This is a genomic window from Nostoc sp. PA-18-2419, assembly GCF_005869855.1.
Classification (GTDB): domain Bacteria; phylum Cyanobacteriota; class Cyanobacteriia; order Cyanobacteriales; family Nostocaceae; genus Nostoc.
Map to the genome: position 1 here is coordinate 72925 of NZ_SZNH01000003.1, position 22316 is coordinate 95240.

Here is a 22316-nt window from a genome sequence, read left to right on the forward strand (position 1 = left end):
AAATAAGATTAAAAATACTATTTTCCAATACCCAATACCCAATCCCCAATTCAATTTACCAGTCCAGCGGGCACAACTGTGGTGAAAAGCTTCAATAGTCTGTTTGGCAAATCAAATAAAGGGGTCGGCATTGAACTTGCTCCCGAACGGGTAAATGTAGTTCAGCTACGCAAGCAGCGTCAAGGCTTGAAACTAGAAAACTTCACATCGGTAGCAGTTCCCGAAGGCGTAGTTACTGATGGTCAAATTACCGACCCTCCAGCGATGGCGCAGTTAATTCAGGAAGCGCTAGCCCAAAGCAAAATCAAAACTTCTCGTGTTGCTACTGGTGTACCAGGGCGAGATTCTATCGTCCGTTTAATACCGGTGCCAGCAGAGTTAGATGACAAAGAACTGCGAGAAATGGTGTTAAACCATGAAGCAGGTTTGTATTTACCCTATCCTCGGGAAGAAGCTGATGTAGACTATCAGAAACTTGGGTACTTTGTGGATGAAGATGGCATTGAAAAAGTACAGGTACTCTTAGTTGCCACCCGCAAGGAGGTAACAGATACCTATATAAGTACATTTGAACAAGCAGGATTACAAATCGATGTTTTAGAAATTAACAGTTTTGCTCTGATTCGCACTATTCGCGAACAATTGCGACAATTTGGACCGCAAGAAGCAGCAGTACTAGTTGATATAGAGTTTGACAGCACAGAAATTGCCATCATTGTTAACGGAGTACCGCAATTTTCCCGCACGGTACCTATAGGCACTTATCAAATGCAAACTGCTCTGGCTAGGGCAATGAGCTTACCCACATCGCGAGATATGGAACTGTTACAGGGGATGGTTATTACCCCAACTGTTATAGACGGTGGCAAAACCGGCGTTACAGAACTCAATCCTGGGATGGCAGCCATCTTGAGAGTATTGGGAGAACTAACAGATGAATTGCGCCGTTCCATCGATTTTTACCTCAATCAAAGTGAAAATTTGGAGGTAGCGCAGATTTTATTAGCTGGACCTGGAGGTGGACTCCAACAGCTTGATGAATTCTTTACCCAACGATTAAGTTTGCCAACTATCCAAATAGATCCAATTGGGGCTTTGTCTTTGGAAGTCGATAGCGAGAAATATCCACAAGTACAACGCTCTGGGTTAGCGATTGTACTTGGTTTAGGAATGCGGGAGGTGTAATACCAATTTTAGATTTGGAATTTTAATTTTGGATTGTCTGTTTTGACAATCACACTTTTGAGATTTGGGATTTTAAATTCTGGATTGTCTGTTTTAACGATCGCACTGTTTGAGAATTCTCAAACCATAATATTTATCTTTAGTTGGTGTGAGAAAATGTACAGTTTGGATGTTAACTTTCTTAAAGACCGCCCAGCCTATCAAAAAAAGCCTGACAAAAAGAGAGGAATGGCTCTAAGCCTTCCTGGAGGAAATTTAACACCAGTCTATATCGGAGCTGCATTAGGTGTAGGTCTTCCAGGTTTATTCGGAATTGCTTGGTGGTTATTGCAAGGAAAGATTGTTGAATTAGAGGGCACAGTAGCACAACTGGACCAGGAAAGCAAGAGATTAGATACACAAATCGGCAACCTGAATCAAATCAAAGCAGAGACGAGCACAATTAAAGGGGAAACTCAAGCTTTAGTTACTGTATTTGACCAGATTCGACCTTGGTCAGCAATGTTGCAAGATTTGCGCGATCGCATTCCTGCAGCAGTGCAAATTGAAAATATCAAGCAAATCCCACCCATTGCGGTGGTGGAAGGTCAGCCACCCAACAATCCAGCCGGAGGATTAGAAATTACCGGACTAGCTCGTTCCTTTAACGATGTCAATGATTTCTTATTGAGTTTGCAACAGTCTCAATTTTTGAAGTCCTCAGAAAGCAGAATTATTACTGCAACCTTAGTAGATGCTCCGGTTACATCAGGTGTAGCTGCGATTCCTGGTGTCATAATTAAGCCGCCACAAGTCGTTAAATACACTATTCAATCGAGTATGAATGATGTTCCAGCTTCAGAATTAATTCGGGAGTTGGAAAAAAAAGGCACAGTCGGGTTAGTAGCTCGAATTCGTACTATGCAACAAACAGGAGTCATTTCAAAATGACGCTGAGTGATGATTTAAATTTTGCCGAACAAGCTGGAGAATTTGATGCACAAACCCCAGCTTACCCCGTGGTATTTGGCATTGCTTTCACACCAAAAATTATCGGTATTTTATTAGGGGTAATTGGTTTAGCAGGAGGAGGATATATATTCTTAAACCTGTTAATGCCAGCTTGGGAAAGCTATCAGCAACAGCAAGCAAAAGCCTCGGAACTCCAAGGACAAATAGAGCAAAAGAAACTTAATATCAAACAGATTGATAAAGTTAAAGAGGAATTAGCACAGGCAAAACAGCAAAAAGTTCAGGTTTTAGGTTTATTTGCTAGTGAAAAAACTTTAGATACATTGCTGCTAGATGTGAATCGATTAGTTGAATCTGGTAATGCTCAAACTCCGATTAATGGAGTCAGAGCCAAACTCAAGAAGTTTGTGCCAGTTTCTCAAAAGCCAGAACCAATTATTGATGGAAGTTTGGGAAAACAAGTTGACGGCAAACTAGAACGCAGCAGTATTAGTGCCGAAATTACAGGAACCTATGAACAAACACAATCAATAGTTCGTAACATTGAGCGTTTACAGCCTTTGTTGATAGTTAAAGATTATCAATCAACATTAGCTCCATTAGAGGTTAGATCCCCATTAGATAAAACACCAGTGAAAATGGGGCCAACAGAGATTAATACATCATTCCAATTACAAGCATTGATGCCACTTAGTCCCGAAGAAATAGCAGCGGCAGCTAAAACTGCTGCCAAAAAGTAATTATGAGTTATAAGTTATGAGTTATGAGTTATGAACTATAAGTTACGAGCTATCATTTCTAACTATTCAATCCTAACTCTTCACTCCTAGCTAAATTATTCTTAACTCCTTACTTTCAAAAATCAACACTCATAGCCAACTGCTCAAAATGTTTGTCAACAAGGTTTTATTTAGGTGAGGAATGAACTGTGAAACAGCTTCACGGTAAAAATTTTATATTAGGTACTGCTGCTTTTGTCTTTTTTGCAGCTCAACCAGCTTGGGCACAAATTGCTCAAGTTACTAATGTGCAGTTAAATCCAGCTAATGGTGGAGTTAGCATTGTTTTGAAAACTTCTTCAGGGTCGCGTCCCCAAGTTTTCACTACAAAAAGAGGTAAGTCTTTAGTTGCAGACATTATTAATACTCAATTACGATTACCACAAGGTAATAGTTTTCGTCAAGATAGTCCAGCGCCAGGAATTGCTTCGGTTGAAGTTAGTCAACTTGATGCCAATAGTGTCAGGGTGACGGTAACTGGCAGCAACAATGTGCCTGGCAGTGAACCGGTGGTGCGATCGGCAAATGGAATTACACTCAGCTTTAGCCCATCTGCTGGCACCACCGCTGCCTCACCAACGCCAACAAGACCAACATCGACACCACCGCCTGCTTCTACACATGCCCAACCAAGTCAAAAGCCAGACGTTCTCGTTCCCAACCCGCAAGTCACTATTGACGGACAACCTGCACAAGCTGCTGGTCCAGGTCAACCTGTGAGTCAGGCTCCACCTTTCTTACCCAGAGCCGTCGCCCCACCGGTGGGAGATATTGCTATTTCCGCTACCGATGCTTCTCCTAGCACCATTGATTTGGGAACACAGGAACGCGTTCCCCGTTTAGTATTGCGAGATGCGCCGGTGCGTGAGGTTTTGTCATTACTTGCCCGTGCTGCCAATTTGAATCTAGCTTATGTTGGAAGTGAGCAAGGTGGTGGAGGTCAGCAAGGTGCTGCTGCACCAGCAACCTCTCAAACCATTTCTTTAGATATAGAAAACGAGCCAGTGCAAGATGTATTTAACTACGTCTTGCGCTTGAGTGGTTTAGAAGCTAACCGCAATGGTCGCACAGTTTTTGTAGGGGCTAAATTACCCAATGCAACTCGTGACATGGTTATGCGTAGCTTACGACTCAATCAGGTAGCAGTCGATGTTGCCCTAAACTTTTTGGTCGGCTTGGGAGCAGAAAGTGCGGTCAGCCGCGAACGACAAGTTACCAGTGTTAGTGCTATACCTGTAGGTACTGGAGTTGCGCCTATCACCCAAACTCAGACGACCACCGAAACCAGAATTGAACCTCAACGCGTTGATTTTAAAGACTCTAGCCCATTGTTGAGAGGCTTACAGGCATTAGGAGATGAGCGCACCAATTCTCTGACTTTGATTGGGCCTCCCAGACTAGTTGAGATGGCAATGTCTCAACTAACTCAGCTTGATATCCGGCGTCGTCAAGTGGTAGTCAACGTCAAGATTATCGATGTTAACCTCTTGAATACCCAAGACTACAACACTAGCTTTTCCTTTGGAGTTGGCAACAACTACTTTACAAATGATGGTGGTGCAGCATCTCTAAATTTTGGCGGTTCGAGACCAGCTACAAGAGCTGAAGCATCAACCAGTATCACTAGTACACCTACAACTGCTAATCCACTTCAGGGCTCAAATGTTTTTATAGACCCAAATACAGGAACAGCTACCGCTGGCGTAAACTCTAATCCTACACAACCAGGTATTACAGCATTTACACCAGGAACAAGTACAACTGCAATTGTCCCAACAGCGATTGATCCTGTTACTGGTACACCTACTCAGTTTCAGCAGCAAACCACGACAACCCCTGCAACAACCACATACGCGTTGCCTACCATATTCCAGTTCCCTAAGCGTCTTCTCGCTAGCTTGCAGGCTCAAGTCCAAAATGGCAACGCCAAGATTTTGACAGACCCAACCTTAATTGTTCAAGAAGGTCAAACCGCTAATGTCAATCTGACTCAGGAAGTCGTAGGCAATATTAAAAGGGAAATCGTTCGCGATGATAATATTGCTACAGAAACGATTTCAGCGGAAAAAGACAGAGTAGGTTTAACCTTGGCTGTCAAAATTGACCGAATTGATGATAATGGTTTTGTCTCTCTATCGGTAGCTCCTGTTGTCAAAGCACCCCAAGCTCCAGCTACTATCAATGTTGGAGGTGGTGGTAGCCAACAAATATTCTTAGTGTCTGAGCGCTCTCTTAATTCTGGCTTGATTCGCCTGCGAGATGGTCAGACTCTAATTCTCTCAGGTATCATTCAAGACGCAGACCGGACAACTGTCTCTAAAATTCCTATTTTAGGAGATCTTCCGCTTATTGGTTCGTTGTTTAGAAGTACAAACAGACAGAACCAGCGCAATGAGGTCATTGTGTTGCTCACACCTCAAATTATGGATGACTCTGAGAACTCCTCTTATGGCTATAACTACAGTCCCAGCCCACAAGTGCGGCAAATTCTTGAGCGTCGGGGCTTGAAGATTCCTACCGGGCAATAAAGAGTAAGTGAGTTAACTCTGGATCAAATCCTCGCTACTTACTGTCAAGCAGTTCGTAATTAAATCCTGCCTATTCTAAATGACAGAGTATATTTGACTTCCCACAGCTTGAAGCTGTGGGATTATTGTTTCGTCTTGCCTATTTGTTTAAACAGGAAAAATAATGATTTGAAAAACGTGAGTTTTCAGCTTGTCAACTAAGATTCAACAGATGATGTTCTGACTTGTTTAACTTTTGACTTACTTACACACTACCCACTTTATGATGTTGAGACACTGCACAATATTAAAGGCGATCGCCTGATGGCATACCATTGAGATAGTTAGCAGTTAGTAATTCCATGAGTATTCCTCAAGAATTTCTAAGTGGGATTGAGCAATAAATGGTGACCAATTAACAGTACTACTGCATTTAGCTCTTTCGCTCAAGAGTGGGAGAAAATCTGTTAATTCTATTGTTGAATCTCAGGCTTATCACAATTGGGTAAGTTCTGAGAATGAGATTTACAATGAAGTATTTGCTGATGAGTAGGTTGGGGAGCTACTCGCTTAGAAAGGTTTCGCGGCAATTGCGTAAGTGGCGTTTGAGGAACAAAACCCAACATTAGCAAGACTCTATTGAATTTCACTATCGCTCAACCCAACCTATTTTTGTTGTTAACTAAAAAACCGTATTGGCATCTTACCTGATTTCAGAATAAATACTCCCGAAACTCCCAAAATTTTGGAAAATAATAAAGTAAGTGAGTATCACAAGACTCATTTGATTTCCTCATTTATTCTAGGAAAATATGACTCATCCTTTCCTTGAACGCCTGCGTAGTCCAGATAGCCCAGTTCTTGTCTTCGACGGAGCAATGGGAACTAACCTGCAAACGCAAAACCTCACAGCAGAAGACTTTGGCGGCGCACAATACGAAGGTTGTAACGAATACTTAGTCCACACTAAACCCGAAGCTGTGGCTAAAGTTCACCGCGACTTTCTCGCGGCTGGTGCTGATGTGATTGAAACAGATACCTTTGGCAGTACGTCCATTGTGCTGGCAGAATATGACTTGGCAGACAAGGCTTACTACCTCAGCAAGACAGCCGCAGAACTTGCCAAGCGTGTTGCTGCGGAGTTTTCTACTCCCGAAAAACCCCGCTTTGTGGCTGGTTCCATCGGTCCGACAACCAAACTACCAACCTTGGGACATATTGACTTTGACACCATGAAAGCTACTTTTGCTGAACAAGCCGAAGCGCTGTGGGATGGTGGTGTTGATTTATTTATTGTGGAAACTTGCCAAGATGTGCTGCAAATTAAAGCAGCGCTGAATGGGATTGAAGAAGTGTTTGCCAAAAAGGGCGATCGCCGCCCGTTGATGGTGTCTGTGACAATGGAAAGCATGGGCACAATGTTGGTGGGTTCAGAAATCAGCGCTGTGCTGACAATTTTAGAACCTTATCCAATTGACATTCTCGGTCTCAACTGCGCCACAGGCCCAGACTTGATGAAACCACATATCAAGTATCTGGCAGAACATTCACCTTTTATTGTTTCCTGTATTCCTAATGCGGGTTTACCTGAGAACGTCGGCGGTCAAGCACACTACCGTTTGACTCCGTTGGAATTACGGATGGCATTGATGCATTTCGTTGAAGATTTGGGTGTCCAAGTGATAGGGGGTTGCTGTGGGACACGTCCAGAACACATTCAACAGTTGGCAGAAGTCGCCAAACACTTGAAGCCAAAAGTTAGACAACCTAGCTTAGAACCGGCAGCAGCATCAATTTACACTACTCAAGCATACGAGCAAGATAATTCTTTCTTAATTATCGGTGAACGTCTCAACGCTAGTGGTTCTAAGAAGTGCCGCGATTTACTCAATGCCGAAGATTGGGATGGACTCGTCTCAATGGCGAGGGCGCAAGTCAAAGAAGGCGCACACATCTTGGATGTTAACGTTGATTATGTCGGACGTGACGGCGTGCAGGATATGCACGAACTAGTTTCACGTCTTGTTAATAATGTGACATTACCTTTGATGCTTGACTCCACTGAATGGGAAAAAATGGAGGCAGGCTTAAAGGTTGCTGGCGGTAAGTGCTTACTCAACTCGACCAACTACGAAGATGGTGAACCGCGCTTTTTAAAAGTGCTGGAGTTGGCGAAAAAGTATGGTGCTGGCATCGTCATTGGTACTATTGACGAAGAGGGAATGGCGCGGACAGCCGAGAAAAAGTTTCAAATTGCCCAACGCGCCTACCATCAAGCAGTAGAATATGGCATACCACCCACAGAAGTATTTTTTGATACTCTAGCCCTACCAATTTCCACCGGGATTGAAGAAGACCGAGAAAACGGCAAAGCCACTATTGAAGCCATTCGACGCATTCGCCAAGAATTGCCTGGATGCCATGTAATTTTGGGCGTTTCTAATATTTCCTTTGGTTTGAATCCAGCAGCGCGGATGGTGCTGAACTCGGTATTTTTGCACGAAGCGACGACGGCGGGAATGGATGCAGCCATTGTCAGCGCTAACAAGATTTTACCGCTCTCGAAAATTGAGTCACGCCATCAAGAAATTTGTCGGCAGTTGATTTATGACGAACGGAAATTTGAGGGTAATGTTTGCGTTTATGACCCCTTGGCAGAGCTTACCACAGTGTTTGCTGGGGTGACAACAAAACGCGATCGCTCCTTAGATGAAAGTCTCCCCATCCCAGAACGTCTCAAACGTCATATCATTGACGGCGAACGCATTGGCTTAGAAGAAAATCTCACAAAAGCCTTAGAACAGTATCCCCCCTTAGAAATTATTAACACCTTCTTATTAGATGGCATGAAAGTTGTCGGGGAATTATTCGGTTCTGGACAAATGCAGTTACCTTTCGTTTTACAATCTGCTGAAACCATGAAATCGGCGGTGGCGTATTTAGAACCGTTCATGGAAAAATCAGAATCAGGCAATAATGCCAAGGGAACCTTTATCATTGCCACAGTCAAAGGCGATGTCCACGACATTGGTAAAAACTTAGTGGACATCATCTTGTCCAACAACGGTTACAAAGTAATTAACCTGGGAATTAAACAACCGGTAGAAAACATCATTCAAGCTTACCAACAGCATCAAGCTGATTGTATTGCCATGAGTGGTTTGCTAGTGAAATCCACCGCCTTCATGAAAGAGAATTTGGAAGTATTTAACGAAAAGGGAATTACCGTACCTGTGATTTTAGGCGGTGCGGCTTTGACTCCCAAATTTGTCCATGAAGATTGCCAAAACACTTATAAAGGTAAAGTAGTTTATGGCAAAGATGCCTTTTCTGACTTGCACTTCATGGATAAACTAATACCCGCTAAAACTACTGGTAACTGGAATGATTTTCAAGGATTTTTAAACGAAGTTGAAACTTCTAAAGTTTTGACAAATGGTCACAAAAAATCAACAACCACCACTACTCAGGAAACAGCGTTTACAGAATCAAAAGAGATAGACACTCGGCGTTCTGAGGCAGTAGCTATAGATATTGAACGCCCAACACCGCCTTTTTGGGGAACACAATTATTACAGCCTAATGATATTCCTGTAGAGGAAGTATTCTGGTACTTAGATTTGCAGGCATTGATAGCTGGACAATGGCAATTCCGCAAACCAAAAGAACAATCTAAGGAAGAATATCAAGCTTTTTTAGCTGAAAAAGTCTACCCAGTTTTAGAAAATTGGAAACAGCGGATTATTGAGGATAAATTATTGCATCCGCAAGTAATTTATGGTTATTTTCCTTGTCAAGCTGAAAGAAATTTTCTACACATATATAACTCAGAGAACCAATCACAACAGGTAGCAACTTTCGAGTTTCCCAGACAAAAGTCGTTAAGACGGCTATGCATAGCAGATTTCTTCGCACCGAAAGAGTCGGGAATTATTGATGTTTTCCCCATGCAGGCGGTAACTGTAGGTGAAATTGCAACAGAATTTGCCCAAAAGCTTTTCTCAGATAATAAGTACACTGATTACCTGTATTTTCACGGTATAGCTGTGCAGATAGCGGAGGCATTAGCAGAGTGGACACATGCTAGAATTCGCCGTGAATTAGGCTTTAGTCGAGAGGAACCAGATAATATTCGGGATATATTGGCACAACGCTATCATGGTTCGCGGTATAGTTTTGGCTATCCTGCTTGTCCGAATATCCAAGACCAGTATAAGCAACTGGAGTTATTGCAGACTGACAGGATTAACTTATATATGGATGAAAGCGAACAGCTTTATCCAGAACAGTCTACAACGGCGATTATTACTTATCACCCAGTAGCGAAGTACTTTAGCGCATAGAATTTCATACCTTCCTCACCTGAGAAGACGGGAAATTATAGGGATTCTCAGTTGCACGTATAAGTTTTTCATAGGGGTGTACAGCTAGCTGTGCGCCCCTACTAGCTAATTAGTAATGCTACATAAGATTTATGACTTCTCTAAAAAGTTATAAATCTAAGGCGAACATCTAATTATTTTACACGTAACTGATATCTTTCCTTTAAAAAGTGGGTATTATAAGCTTGCTTTTCTAACATCATCTTTATAAATTGGTCTGTAAATAAAACATATTTACGCAAATTTACAGTAAAGTTATATTTTTATTATTCTTCAAAATTGATAGAAATAACTTTAGAAAATCAGTATTTACCGGATAAAATGAACAATTCATAAATGATATAACTTTAATAAATTGTCTGTTTGTTATAGATCATTTATTTTTAACTTCATAAAACAAGATGTAATAGTTACATAAATTTAGTCTCAACTCTTGCTGGTCAAATTAATTGTCAGCAGAAACATCAATTTTGAAAAAATTAAATATCTTCTAAAAACTACTTGCCAGGAAAGCAGCTATGTCTCGAAAAAGTAAGCTAGTCAAGACAATTCAAAAAACCTTCAGACCAATTGGTAAAAAGTTTTTATCTACAATTAACAAGCAAATTATTTGGCTACTGCGGACTATTTTTGGTACTCGAAGAAGACGCAGTTCGGTGAATGCTGGCTTTGTATTGCCAACAGTGGCAATGGTAATTTTGGTAGTTGTGCTGTTAACAACTGCACTTTTATTTCGGTCTTTTGAGCGCTCTAAAAATGCTAGTAATGTCCGGGTGAATGAAGTGACAATGCAGGCGGCTACCCCTGCCTTAGATAGAGCTAAAGCAAAAATCACTGCATTGTTCGCCGATCCCACTCTGCCACGTTCTGTCCCATCAAACGTAACGTTATACAATACCTTAGCTTTAACATCCAAACTTCCAGTCTATACATTGGGTGATGAGACCCCCATAACCCTGGCTTATGACATTAATAAAAACAATTCCATTGAAGCGGCTAATACTATAGCTTTAGAAAATAGAGAAAACCTCACAACTGCTTGGAAATTTCCTGCTGATACAGATAATAACGGTAAATTTGACAGTTTTATTCTCTACGGCATTTACTTCCGCACTCCCCCCCAAACTGGTACAACCCAAACTAGAAAGAGAACACCGCTAGATGCTAGAACTCCTCCTATGCTGCTAGCTAAAGCAGGTGGAACCTGTGATGTTGCAGGTGAAACCAGTGCCAGTTTAGTAGGCTCTTCTGGTTGGTATAAACTAGCAACTGGCGAATTGAAAAAAAGCTTTTTCGTATATACAGCAACAGTTCCCATTAGTAGTATAAGTAGTCTTGATACAACTAAATATGAAGAGTATCGAGGTAATAAAGGCTTCTCAGCTTTAGAAATGCAACAAGACCGCAGTCAAGTTCCTATTACTAATAATGCTGTAGTTTATGAGGATGATTTAGATATTACACCTGGTCCTAGATTCCGTTTGAATGGACGCATTTTCACTAACAGTAATTTATTAATGGGAAAAAGTAATCAAGATATTACGCTATTTCAGGTCAGCAGTAGATATTCTTGTTATTACGAGCGAGAAAACGGTCAAATAATTGTTGGTGGTAATGTTGCAGGTAATGGGCCAATAAGTGCCTCAGATACCGGAGCAATTCAAGTAGATTTATTTAAAGAAAATGGTGTCCCTACCCAAACATCAACTGGAAGTACAAATAAATCTACCTCGAATAATAAACCAAATGAAGTTGCTTATAACAGTCAAGCCTATGCTCAACGTATCGATTTGTTGGTAAATGCACAACTAGCTCACGCTACAACTACTGACCCCCAAGAGGTCGAAGATAATAGAACCAAGCGGCTTGCAGCTGACCCCAGCTTAGATTCAGATAAGGTACGTCAAGAAGAACTGCAAACCTACTTTAAAAAACGTACTAGACGCGTGCCTTTTAAAGAAGTACCTTATGGTAGTGATGGCAAAGGTACTTATACTACAGCAAATGTTCTGCAAGATTATAATACTTCATCAAGAAGTAACAGTTTACGTCCACCAGATAGCTGGATATATCCTACGGATACCAATACAACACTGACGCTAAATACATCAGAACTAGCTGCTACAGACCCAGATACTTTAAAAACTTCTCCTGTAATAGAATCACGGTTAGGCGATCGCATTGTAGTAGGTAACAATCTACCTGAACTCAAATGGGACAGTACAAAAGCAATTTTTGTGGGAGAGGAACAACCCGAATCCATCACCAGTGTGACGTGGACTGGTAGTACTAAAACTCGGACTCGTACTACTAGCGTTAAACAGTTAGCAGATTTGGGGGTAACCGGACGTGACGGATTCTGGGAAATAGCAGCTGCTTCACCCCGCGCTGATGCCCTTGATGTCAACGGTGGACTACGAGTAATTACAGGTGCAGGAATATATAGAATTACAAATTCTGGACTACCCTTTCCTCGACCAACACCACTTGACGACCTAAGCACAATAGACGTACAGGAAAGCATTGGTACGGTAGTCTGGCCTGATACTATGCCTATGGTTGTACCCGATTCGAGCGATCCTCTCAACGGTACGCCAAAACGTGGTGATTTGGTAATGCGTGCTACAGCAGTTTATCACTACAACAGTGATTCTTATGCTCCTTCAGCGGCCACACCAGACGATTACCAAGCACCCATAGCTTGTGTAAGTAGCTACTACAACCCTACGAATCAGGCAACAGCAACTACAAATACCTACAATCCCCGCGATTTAACGACGGTAGCAGCATCTAACAATGGTATTGTTTACACTGTTCCTACTACTACATCTGCTGGTGTAACTAGAGGACAGACAGTAGATATCAATGGTTTTTTTACTGTTGCATTTAACGCTAATGATATAACTAACACTAGTGTAACTTTACTAGATCGCTTGAAATATCAAGCCAACTTGGTATTTCCCAATGGTCGCCTTGTTAATCCTTTACTACGGCAAGCACTGGCCAAAGCAACAAGCAGAAAACTCACTCTCTCTGAGCAATCAGCAATTGACTCTACTATTTGTGCGATCGCAATTGCTGATGGCTCTGTGAGTCGGGATACTACTCCTGTTATTCCTGATGGCGCTATTAAAGAAACTACATTTCTTGATGCCAGACAAATTAAGGCTATAGATAAAGGTGCAGCATTAACTGGAAACTACAATCTAGAAGTTGAACAGCGTCAGCCTTTAGAAATTCGTGCCACTGTTATAAATTTAAATCTGCTTCGCACAACTTCAATTACAGGTACTTGGTCTAACGAATATCTGTTACCTAATAGTGGTATTATCTATGCCTCTCGTGATGATGCTCAAAAAGATCGCAGTAGCCCAGCCAGTGAAAATGTCAGTGCTAGTGATTACTTGCTCGATCCGGAGCGCCGTCCCAACGCCATTATGTTAATTAATGGTAGTAACTTGAGCCGCCAGAATAATTACAGAGCAGAAGAAAAAGGCTTAATTTTAGTCACTGAACTACCAGCCTACGTTAAAGGCAATTTTAATCTACATACTAAGCAGGAATTTAAAGGGTCTGGTCTTTTACCTGCTCCCAGTGATAGTACTTACGATAGTAAATTTTACACTCGCGCTGTCACTGATCGCGATCCTGACTTTGCTTGTCGGCCTAGTGACTCTAGACTACCAAATTGCACAACAGGCGAAACGTGGCGATCTGCATCAGTGATTGCTGATGCTGTTACCTTGCTTTCTGATAACTTCCGTGAAGGTTTCCGCAATGAAGGTGATTACGACTTGCAAAATAATCAAGGGAGTGATGCTGACACTGTACTTAAAAGACTGAAGGTAGGTTTCTGGAATAACAATTTTGTCACTTCATCTAATTTTTTCACTACGTCTAATGATGATTCCTACTACAGAGGTACTCCTACTTCTACTGACTCAGTAAACTATAACAGTTCTTACTTAAATAACTTTGTCACACCCATTCAACGCCGAGGGAGTTTTCCAGAGTATGTGATGGAGATGTGCTTTAAAATACCAGTTTCAGAATGTGGAGCAAATGAGTGGTATATTGGTTACGATAGCGACAACAACAATACGATCACTGGTAGTGAGAGAGGAATACAATCCTATAATCTTCCAGCAAATGCGGCGGTTGGACAATTAGTAGCTGGTACTACTGCTCAACCAGCAAAAGCTGGTTTTGAACGATTTGCTCGTAGGGTTGCATTCAAACGAAATAATCTTGGACAACTGGTTGATGCTTCTAATCTACCTTTCATAACTTTTAATCAAGGTACTCCTGTTGCACTAGGTATAAAAACAGTATCAGGAAGTAAAGTAGTAGACTATTTTAGTGGCAGTAGCAGACCTGAAACAGCACCCAATGCCCTGTGGTTTGCAATTACAACAAGTACTTCTGCTGCCGCACCAGCATTCAACACTAGTGAGATCCAATACAACAATGACAATCGTTTATTTTTCAGGTATCCCCAAGTACCAGGTGCTTCGGCCTCTTCGCTGAGGGATTTTCCTGGAAGTACGACAACATCGACACCATTCGTCAGAGATGGCTTTTTACAGCCGTTATTAGAACCCATATTGCAATTACAAGTAACAACTGCAACACTACCTCAAACTGGAGGATACGACAGTTTAGCAGGAGATACATCATCCAGTCTTGTTAAAAGTACTAGATGGTTGTCTAAGGCAAGTGAAACAACTTTTAATTTAGTAATTGCGGCTGGTGACACTCCTGCTCGTGTGAATCCAACTGCGGGTTCAACTCCAACTACCTACGAAATCAATGGTGGTTTGCATAACTTTGTCCGCTTCCTAGAAAACTGGGATGGTGTTAATGCTAATATCAACGGTTCATTCATCCAATTTAAACGCAGTATCTATGCTACTGCACCATTCCAAGTTCTTGTGAGACCAGGACCAACAACTGTTGCTGCAACCTCTTCTAACCCTTCTCTTCTTTCTTCTACTGCCAATATTAATAGTATCTTTATTAGAGCTCTGAATACTACAACACCTGGTTATAGATCGGATAGTACTTTCACTACTAGTGCTGCTGGGGAAGCACCTTATTATATGCCTCCTAACCGTAACTGGGGTTTTGATGTAGCGTTACTGGCGCAAAATCCTGACTTGTTTGCTCAGCGTTTTGTAATTCCAGCCACAGATCCTCCGAATGAATACTACAGAGAAGTCGGTCGGGATGACCTTTGGGTGCAAACTCTGTTGTGTGCTCTCCAAACTCAAACAGGGGATGGGTTTGATACTGCGGACAGTACCTATTTTGGCAATGGTTTCAAATTTGCATTACCTGCAACTGAACGTCCTAGTAACTGCAAACTCCAACCATCCTAAAGTATCTCAATGAGAATTTTTACAGCACTTTTCAGGTAAATAAACTACCCCTCACGAAACTTAATCCCAGTCCTTTCTTACCTCTTTCTAACCCTGACCTTTTACGTGGAATAAACCAACGTAAAACCTAACCCCCTAACCCCCTTTGCTAGTAGAGAAGGGGGAAAATCCAAAGCCTCTCTGCTACAAGGACAGAGGAATAGAAGTGAGATTTTAAAAATCCTGCGATTCGAGCGTATTACACTTGCTGACAAATTGCTGTAAGACATAGCCCTATTGAGGAACTGACCATGAAGCCACATCAACTACAAGAATCATCTGCCCAGTTTAACGAGTCCGGTTTTACAATTATTGAGTCGTTGGTGGCGATCATCGTGGTTAGCATTTTGCTGGTAGCGATCGCACCTGTCCTAGTAATCTCAACTGCAACTCGTGTGCAAGCTAGAAGGGTAGAATTGGCAACAGAAGCAGCTAAGGCCCTCGTCAATGGTATTAATTCTAAAATCGTCTCAGACCCTACAATCACCGTTACATTAACTGCTGATCCAACTAGAAAAGTATCCACCTCAACCAGTGACTATTTACTCAGTAGTGCGCTGGTTCCTACAACTGCAACCAAGAATACTTTGTATTGCTTTAATAAAAATGGCAGCCTTACTAATCCCAGCTGTACTAGCGATCTGTTTTACATTCAAGCTATTCGGCTAGCAGTCTCAGGTAGTGACCCTGATAAAGGTCAAGGCTATCGTTTGGGAATTCGGGTGTATCGTTCAGATGCCGAGTTTGATTCTCTAACCGCTGCTAATAGTGGAAAAAAAGCAGCAACATTCACAGGCGGATTGGGCGATCGCAAAGCACCACTACTAGAAATGACAACTGAAATTGTCAGGGGTCAAAGCTCCTATAGCGCTTTGTGTAGTCGCCTTGGTGGTTGTCAATAATTAACCCAGCAAATATAAATGATTTTATTAGTGAGTATCCGTCACTAAGGAGAAAGTATCACAAAATGAATATACTGAGGTGGCTGTTAACTACTCAGCTAAAATCTTCTCACAAGCAGAACAAAAACAGTGGCTTCACCCTGATTGAATTACTAGTGGCTATGATCGTTGCATTCCTAGTAATTACACCGTTATTAGGTTTTATGATCGGCGTTTTAAACACTGACCGTCAAGAACAAGCCAAAGCCAACTCTGAGCAAGAAATTAAAGCAGCGCTTGACTATATTACTCGTGATCTTCAACAAGCACTATATATTTACGATGATACGACTTCCACAGGCATCATTTCCCAAATTCCTACAGTAACAAATGGAGTTCCAGTTCTAATATTTTGGAAACGAGAACTTAGCCAAGACGCTGTTGAGACTAAAAATAGTGGTGGTGTAGTTCAATTTAAAGATGATTCTTTTGTCTATTCATTAGTAGCTTACTATTTAATTCAAGACAGTAATTCTAACTGGTCTCAAGCTGCGCGCATTGCCAGATGGGAAATTAAAGATGGCGTTACAGATAGTACTGGTAGTAGCTGTAGTGGATTTGCTACAACCGAAAAATATAGCCGATGTCCAGATAAAGGTTTTAAGTCTTTTGATTTATCACAAAAGGGCGTAACATTACAAACAAAAATGAATAGTTGGACAAATAGTTTGGCAACAGGGGTAACTTACGATCAAAATCCTGTGGTTCTGGTTGATTTTATAGATCAAACAACAACAACACAGGGAGCGCCAGCAGCAACTTGCTCTAGTGGCTTTCAACAATTTCCAGGAACTATTGCAAGAACAGGCTTCTATGCTTGTGTCAAGTCAGTTGATGGAAATAATAAAAGTACTGTTGAAGTTTATTTAAGAGGTAACGCGCAAGCTCGCTTAATAAATGATGAAACTAAAGTGCGTTATGCCCTGAACAAATCTAGTTATTTTCCCAGTGGAAATATAAAGGTGCAGGGACGCAGCTTCATCTTTACGAAATAGCTTCTATCTTTGATAAAGATTAATAAAATCAGAATAGTATGCAGAATATTTACAGTCTCATAGTTTTAAATTGTTTCTATTTGTACAAGCAAAAAACAAAAATAAAGCAGGAATATTTAGAAAATAAACACTATAGCGCTCATGACAATCAAGAAGATGCCGGATTTAGCCTGATAGAATTAATTGTAGTAGTACTTATAATCGGAATTTTAGGAGCGATCGCAGCTCCCGGTTGGGTTACTTTTGTGAATCGGCAGCAGCTAAATAAAGTTAATGACGCTGTTTTAGCTGCACTACAAGACGCACAGCGTGAAGCTAAAAAGAAGAAACTTAACTACAGTGTCAGTTTTCAAAAAAATACCACAACCCAAAATATAGAGGTTGCTGTTTATCGTACTGATGCTGGAATTAGTACATGGAACACATTAGGAAAAGATGCAGGAGCTAATTCTAATAAATTACTGCTAGGCGGAAATCTTAGTGATGAAAATATTGCTAATTCTACTAATAATTCTCCTGTATCTTATCCTTTAAGTACATCAGCAAAAATTACTTTTGATTATATGGGAACTCTGACTCTGCCAAATAACTTTGGAACAGTCACAGCAGGCACAGAGCCACCTGGGTTAAAAATAGTAGTGGCTGTACCAAATGCTGTTAATTCGGCATCGCCTAGTGGCGTAAAACGATGTGTTATTGTGAAAACTCTATTAGGTTCAATGGTCACAGGAAAAGACTCTGAATGTAATTAAGTAATTTTTATAGCAATAATTTATAAAAATACGAAATAATACTGAGCAAAAAACTGTACATTGATAGCAAAATTGAAGTATTAGGTGCAGTTTTATTGTTTGATAAATTTCTTGATTATTTAAGAATAAATTAGCCATTAGCTGAGCAAATATCAAAATATAACTTTTACCAAATGACTGATTGCTTAGATTTTACTGTAGCTATCCCAACTTATAACGGTGAAAGTCGCTTACCTGAACTACTAGAGCGACTAAAAAATCAACTTCAGACAGAAAATTTATCTTGGGAAATTATCGTTATAGATAATAACAGCACTGATAATACAGCTAAAGTTATTCAAACCTATCAACGAAATTGGCAATGTACTTACCCTTTAAAGTATTGCTTTGAAGCCAAACAAGGTGCAGCTTATGCCCGAAAAAAGGCAGTAGCAGAAGCTAAAGGTCAATTAATAGGTTTTTTAGATGATGATAATCACCCAATATCAAATTGGGTAGCTACAGCTTATAGTTTTGCCCAAAAATATCCGAAAGCAGGAGCTTATGGTAGCCAGATTCATCCTGACTGGGAAGTAGAACCACCTGAAAACTTTCAGCGAATCGCTCCATTCTTGGCAATTACAGAACGAGGAAATTTACCTCTATTATATGAACCAAAAAATAGATTATTACCTCCTTCTGCCGGACTTGTTATTCGTAAACAAGCCTGGATAGAAAGTGTACCAGATAAGTCTATTTTAACTGGTAGAGTCAAAGGTAATATGCTTACCAGTGAAGACTTAGAAATGTTGTCTTATATTCAAAAAGCACGATGGGAAATTTGGTATAACCCAGACATGAAAATTTACCACAAAATCCCAAGCTCACGATTACAAAAAGATTATTTAGTTCCATTTTTTAAAGGAATTGGACTTAGCCGTTATGTAACTAGAATGGTGAATATACAACCTTGGTATAGACCAATAGCTTTTTTAGCTTATATGGTCAATGACTTGCGTAAAATTACTTTCCATTTATTCAGATATCGAACTAATTTAAAACATGATTTGGTAGCTGCTTGCGAAATGCAACTTTTTTTAAGTAGTTTAATAAGTCCGTTTTATCTTTGGAAAAATGGTTATTTCAGAAAAAGCTAGCAAAAGATTAATTATTATGAATCAACTAAAAATTGAAAGTTTAGATATTACTGTAGCTATTCCTACCTATAACGGAGCAACCCGCTTACCTAAGATTTTAGATAGGTTGTTAACTCAGACAGGAGTAGAAAACCTTAATTGGGAAATCGTTGTTGTCGATAATAATAGTTCTGACAACACATTTCAAATAATTCAGAATTATCAAGAACTGTATGATGTCAACTCTCATTTAAGATATTTTTTTGAAAGAGAACAGGGAGCTGCCTTTGCACGACTACGCGCAGTACGCGAAGCTAGAGGTGAACTAATTGCATTTTTAGATGATGATAACTTACCTGCACTTGATTGGTTAGCAGAAGCATATACTTTTGGATTACAACATCCTCAAGCAGGTGTTTGGAGTGGACAAATTCATGGTGATTTTGAAGTAAAACCGCCAGACAACTTTGAAAAAATTCAAGCTTTTTTAGCAATCAGAGAACATGGTTCAAATCCACATTTATTTGATGCAGAGAATTTAAGACTTCCCCCTGGGGCAGCACTTGTTGTTCGCAAACAAGCATGGTGTGAAAATGTACCAGAACGACCTATTTTAAGTGGAAAGCTCCCTGGTATTTTGGTGCAAGGTGAAGATTATGAACCATTACTTCACATACATTATGCAGGCTGGCAAATTTGGTATAACCCTACCATGCATACTTACCATCAAATACCGCACTGGCGATTTGAGAGAGATTACTTACTAGATTTGGCGCGCGGTTGTGGCTTGTGTATTTTTCAATTACGGTTAATAAATACTAAAAATTGGCAAAAACCAATAGTTTTTATAAAAACTGTTTTAGGAAATTTACGTAGAGTATTGCAGTATTTAATTCAATATAAAGGACAATTAAAAAGTAATTTGATTATCCTGTTTGAAATAGAATTTTATTTGGCTAGTATGATGAGTCCTTTTTATTACTTTAAATGTAATATGAGAAAAACTTTTAAAAATAAAGTAGCCATTTAAGATGATTAATTTTAGTTATAAATTACCCAAAGTTTCTGTAATCATACCTGCATACAATAGTGAAAATACTATTACTTATACAATTAATTCTGTATTAAATCAAACTTTTACCGATTTAGAATTAATTGTAATTAATGACGGTTCACAAGATTCAACTTTAGAGATTGTTAAAGAAATTAAAGACCCGCGAATCAAAGCATTTTCTTATGCCAACGCTGGCGGAAATGTTAGTCGTAACAGAGGATTAAATATTGCGGTTGGAGAATTTGTTAGTTTCTTAGATGCTGACGATATTTGGACACCTGAAAAGTTAGAATCTCAATTAAAAGCTTTGCAAGAAAACTTGACTGCCAAAGTTGCTTATAGTTGGACTGATTATATTAATGCAAATGGAGAATTTGTGCTTTCAGGAAAACGGATTAATGTAAATGGAGATGTTTATGAAAATTTATTGATAAATAACTTTTTAGAGAATGGCTCTAATCCTTTAATTTGTAGAAAGGCTTTGATTACATTAGGCGGTTTTGATGAATCTTTAACAGCGGCTCAGGATTGGGATATGTGGCTGCGATTAGCATCTAAGTTTAATTTTATATGTGTACCATCTGTACAAATATTGTACCGAATTAGTGCTAATTCAGTTTCATCTAATCTTGTCAGGCAGGAAAAAGCTTGCTTGCAACTACTTGAAAGAGCATATCAAGAAAGACCTTCAGCACTTAACCAGAGTTGGAACACAAGCATTGCAAATTTATACAAATATCTTACTTGCAAAGCGTTACAAAAGCCATTGAATCGGCAAAAAGGTTTAACTGCTGCTAAATTTTTATGGAAGTATTTTCTGAATGATTCTTCAAGATATCAAAATATAAGTTTTAGCTTAAAACTATTATTGAAAATTGCTATAATTCTGATTTTACCTACCTTGCTCTACAGTATTACTTCCCAGCGTGAAATAAAAAATCAAGAAAGTGAAATCTTATTAAACAACTGGGTAGTTGAAAAAAGATTAGAAAATAAAAATGAATACCCAGGTGCATTTACCGTTTCTAGTTAATGCAAAAAATCTCTGGACTAATAACCATAGCGATGGCTTTACTCTGCCAGAAACTTTAATAATTGTTGTATTAATTGGTATCTTAGCTACGCTGGGAATACCAAACTGGATGGCTTTTGTAGCAACTTGCCACCTTAACACTGCCCAAAACGAAGTTTACTATGCGATACGTCAAGCCCAAAGCCAAGCTACTAAAGAAAAATTAACTTGGCAAGCTAGTTTTCGCATACAAAATGGTGTTATGCAATGGACAGTTCATCAAGCACAAGCAACGCAGTTCATTCCTGATGATATTAAAAGCAATAGTAATCTTTGGCACAATCTTGAGTCAAAAATTGGCATTGATGAAGAAGAAAATAATAAAGGAAAAAAAGAAACAACTTTACGAAAACACACTTCACAGGGAGTATGGCGAGTTATATTTAACTACCAAGGTTGTCCTATATATGAAGTTGGAGATGAGTGTATTAACACATCGCTAAGAACACTTGGACAGATAACGTTATACAACCAAAATGCTCCAAAAGTTAAACGTTGCGTCTATGTATCTACGATTTTAGGAGCCATAAAAACTGGAAAAGATCATCTAAGAGCCAATGACAACGATAAATATTGCTATTAAGATACTCTTAGTTTATTTAAATATTGTGTAGGTTAACTTACCAGCAAATCCAAAACAGTACTTGATTATTTTTACTTGCTATTCTGAACCAGGTAACAGGAAAACCCGACTAATAGCTGTTTCGGCAGCTGTTAGTATTGCCAATCTTGAATTTAAAATGACTGAATACACAATATTTCAGGTTAAAGAATTGCAAAAAATCATTGACATATCTGTAGAAGTGCGGTCTTAAGATGGTGATTTATGGTGATTTGCAAATCATGCAAAACTGGCAGGACTTGGATTTAGTTTATCAATCTCAAGGTAAAGGGATTTAGGTTTGCGGATAGCGCGATCGCTTTTCGAGGCTTTTTGATCTGGTGCAGAAAAACAATTATCATCAGTACAGATTGTCTTGGAGTAAATACCCAAATTTTAGCAGTAGCCTTTCAGAAGCTACATACATTTGACCTAGTGTTAGGCTCAGTATTGGACTGTGAATATCACTAATTGGTTTGCAGTAACCCGCTCCAGAGTTATTCGCTAACATCAAGTGGGGAACTGCTCAAGTATTCCAGAAAACCTTGGAGATTGCTCAAAAACT

The 22316-nt window shown here is 39.8% G+C and carries 14 protein-coding genes; all 14 read left to right on the forward strand.

All coding sequences use genetic code 11. The features are described 5' to 3' along the window. Window positions 1-78: 78 nt before the first annotated feature. The 14 genes from pilM to FCR06_RS34555 all read left to right on the forward strand — a co-directional run bounded on the left by pilM (window position 79) and on the right by FCR06_RS34555 (window position 22222). Window positions 79-1185 carry a type IV pilus assembly protein PilM gene (gene pilM / locus FCR06_RS04135; RefSeq protein WP_138497589.1) on the forward strand — a complete coding sequence of 369 codons (1107 nt, stop codon included), beginning with the start codon at window positions 79-81 and terminating at the stop codon, window positions 1183-1185. A 156-nt stretch (window positions 1186-1341) separates the two neighbouring features. Beyond that, window positions 1342-2115, forward strand: a complete 774-nt coding sequence (locus tag FCR06_RS04140) for a PilN domain-containing protein (protein ID WP_138497848.1) — start codon at window positions 1342-1344, stop codon at window positions 2113-2115. Continuing rightward, window positions 2112-2876 (forward strand): pilus assembly protein PilO, encoded by a 765-nt coding sequence (locus FCR06_RS04145; RefSeq protein ID WP_138497590.1) that lies wholly within the window; start codon window positions 2112-2114, stop codon window positions 2874-2876. Before FCR06_RS04140 ends, FCR06_RS04145 begins: the two co-directional genes overlap by 4 nt. A gap of 188 nt (window positions 2877-3064) precedes the next feature. Continuing rightward, complete coding sequence (locus FCR06_RS04150) at window positions 3065-5443, forward strand: type IV pilus secretin family protein (RefSeq protein WP_138497591.1); 2379 nt, start codon at window positions 3065-3067, stop codon at window positions 5441-5443. Between the two features lie 791 nt (window positions 5444-6234). Next, window positions 6235-9765 carry a methionine synthase gene (metH, locus tag FCR06_RS04160; protein WP_138497592.1) on the forward strand — a complete coding sequence of 1177 codons (3531 nt, stop codon included), beginning with the start codon at window positions 6235-6237 and terminating at the stop codon, window positions 9763-9765. Between the two features lie 557 nt (window positions 9766-10322). Next, window positions 10323-15182, forward strand: coding sequence for a hormogonium polysaccharide biosynthesis protein HpsA (hpsA, locus tag FCR06_RS04165; RefSeq protein WP_138497593.1), 4860 nt, complete (start codon window positions 10323-10325; stop codon window positions 15180-15182). Window positions 15183-15472: 290 nt separating this feature from the next. Then, window positions 15473-16123: a hormogonium polysaccharide secretion pseudopilin HpsB gene (gene hpsB / locus FCR06_RS04170; protein ID WP_138497594.1), complete on the forward strand. Its 651-nt coding sequence runs from the start codon at window positions 15473-15475 to the stop codon at window positions 16121-16123. A 65-nt stretch (window positions 16124-16188) separates the two neighbouring features. Beyond that, window positions 16189-17157 carry a hormogonium polysaccharide secretion pseudopilin HpsC gene (hpsC, locus tag FCR06_RS04175; RefSeq protein WP_138497595.1) on the forward strand — a complete coding sequence of 323 codons (969 nt, stop codon included), beginning with the start codon at window positions 16189-16191 and terminating at the stop codon, window positions 17155-17157. An 80-nt stretch (window positions 17158-17237) separates the two neighbouring features. Further along, the gene (locus FCR06_RS04180) at window positions 17238-17909 is read left to right on the forward strand and encodes a prepilin-type N-terminal cleavage/methylation domain-containing protein (RefSeq protein ID WP_223280035.1); all 672 of its coding nucleotides are present in this window, start codon (window positions 17238-17240) and stop codon (window positions 17907-17909) included. A 173-nt stretch (window positions 17910-18082) separates the two neighbouring features. Then, window positions 18083-19045 (forward strand): hormogonium polysaccharide biosynthesis glycosyltransferase HpsE, encoded by a 963-nt coding sequence (gene hpsE, locus FCR06_RS04185; protein ID WP_138497596.1) that lies wholly within the window; start codon window positions 18083-18085, stop codon window positions 19043-19045. Continuing rightward, entirely contained in the window at window positions 19023-20054 is a 1032-nt protein-coding gene (gene hpsE, locus FCR06_RS04190; RefSeq protein WP_317616796.1) for a hormogonium polysaccharide biosynthesis glycosyltransferase HpsE, read from the forward strand. Before hpsE (FCR06_RS04185) ends, hpsE (FCR06_RS04190) begins: the two co-directional genes overlap by 23 nt. A gap of 1 nt (window position 20055) precedes the next feature. Then, complete coding sequence (locus tag FCR06_RS04195; protein WP_138497597.1) at window positions 20056-21111, forward strand: glycosyltransferase; 1056 nt, start codon at window positions 20056-20058, stop codon at window positions 21109-21111. After that, window positions 21077-21733 carry a Tfp pilus assembly protein FimT/FimU gene (locus FCR06_RS04200; protein ID WP_138497598.1) on the forward strand — a complete coding sequence of 219 codons (657 nt, stop codon included), beginning with the start codon at window positions 21077-21079 and terminating at the stop codon, window positions 21731-21733. Before FCR06_RS04195 ends, FCR06_RS04200 begins: the two co-directional genes overlap by 35 nt. 351 nt (window positions 21734-22084) lie before the next feature. Next, complete coding sequence (locus FCR06_RS34555) at window positions 22085-22222, forward strand: DUF2064 domain-containing protein (RefSeq protein ID WP_317616797.1); 138 nt, start codon at window positions 22085-22087, stop codon at window positions 22220-22222. The last annotated feature ends 94 nt before the right edge of the window (window positions 22223-22316 follow it).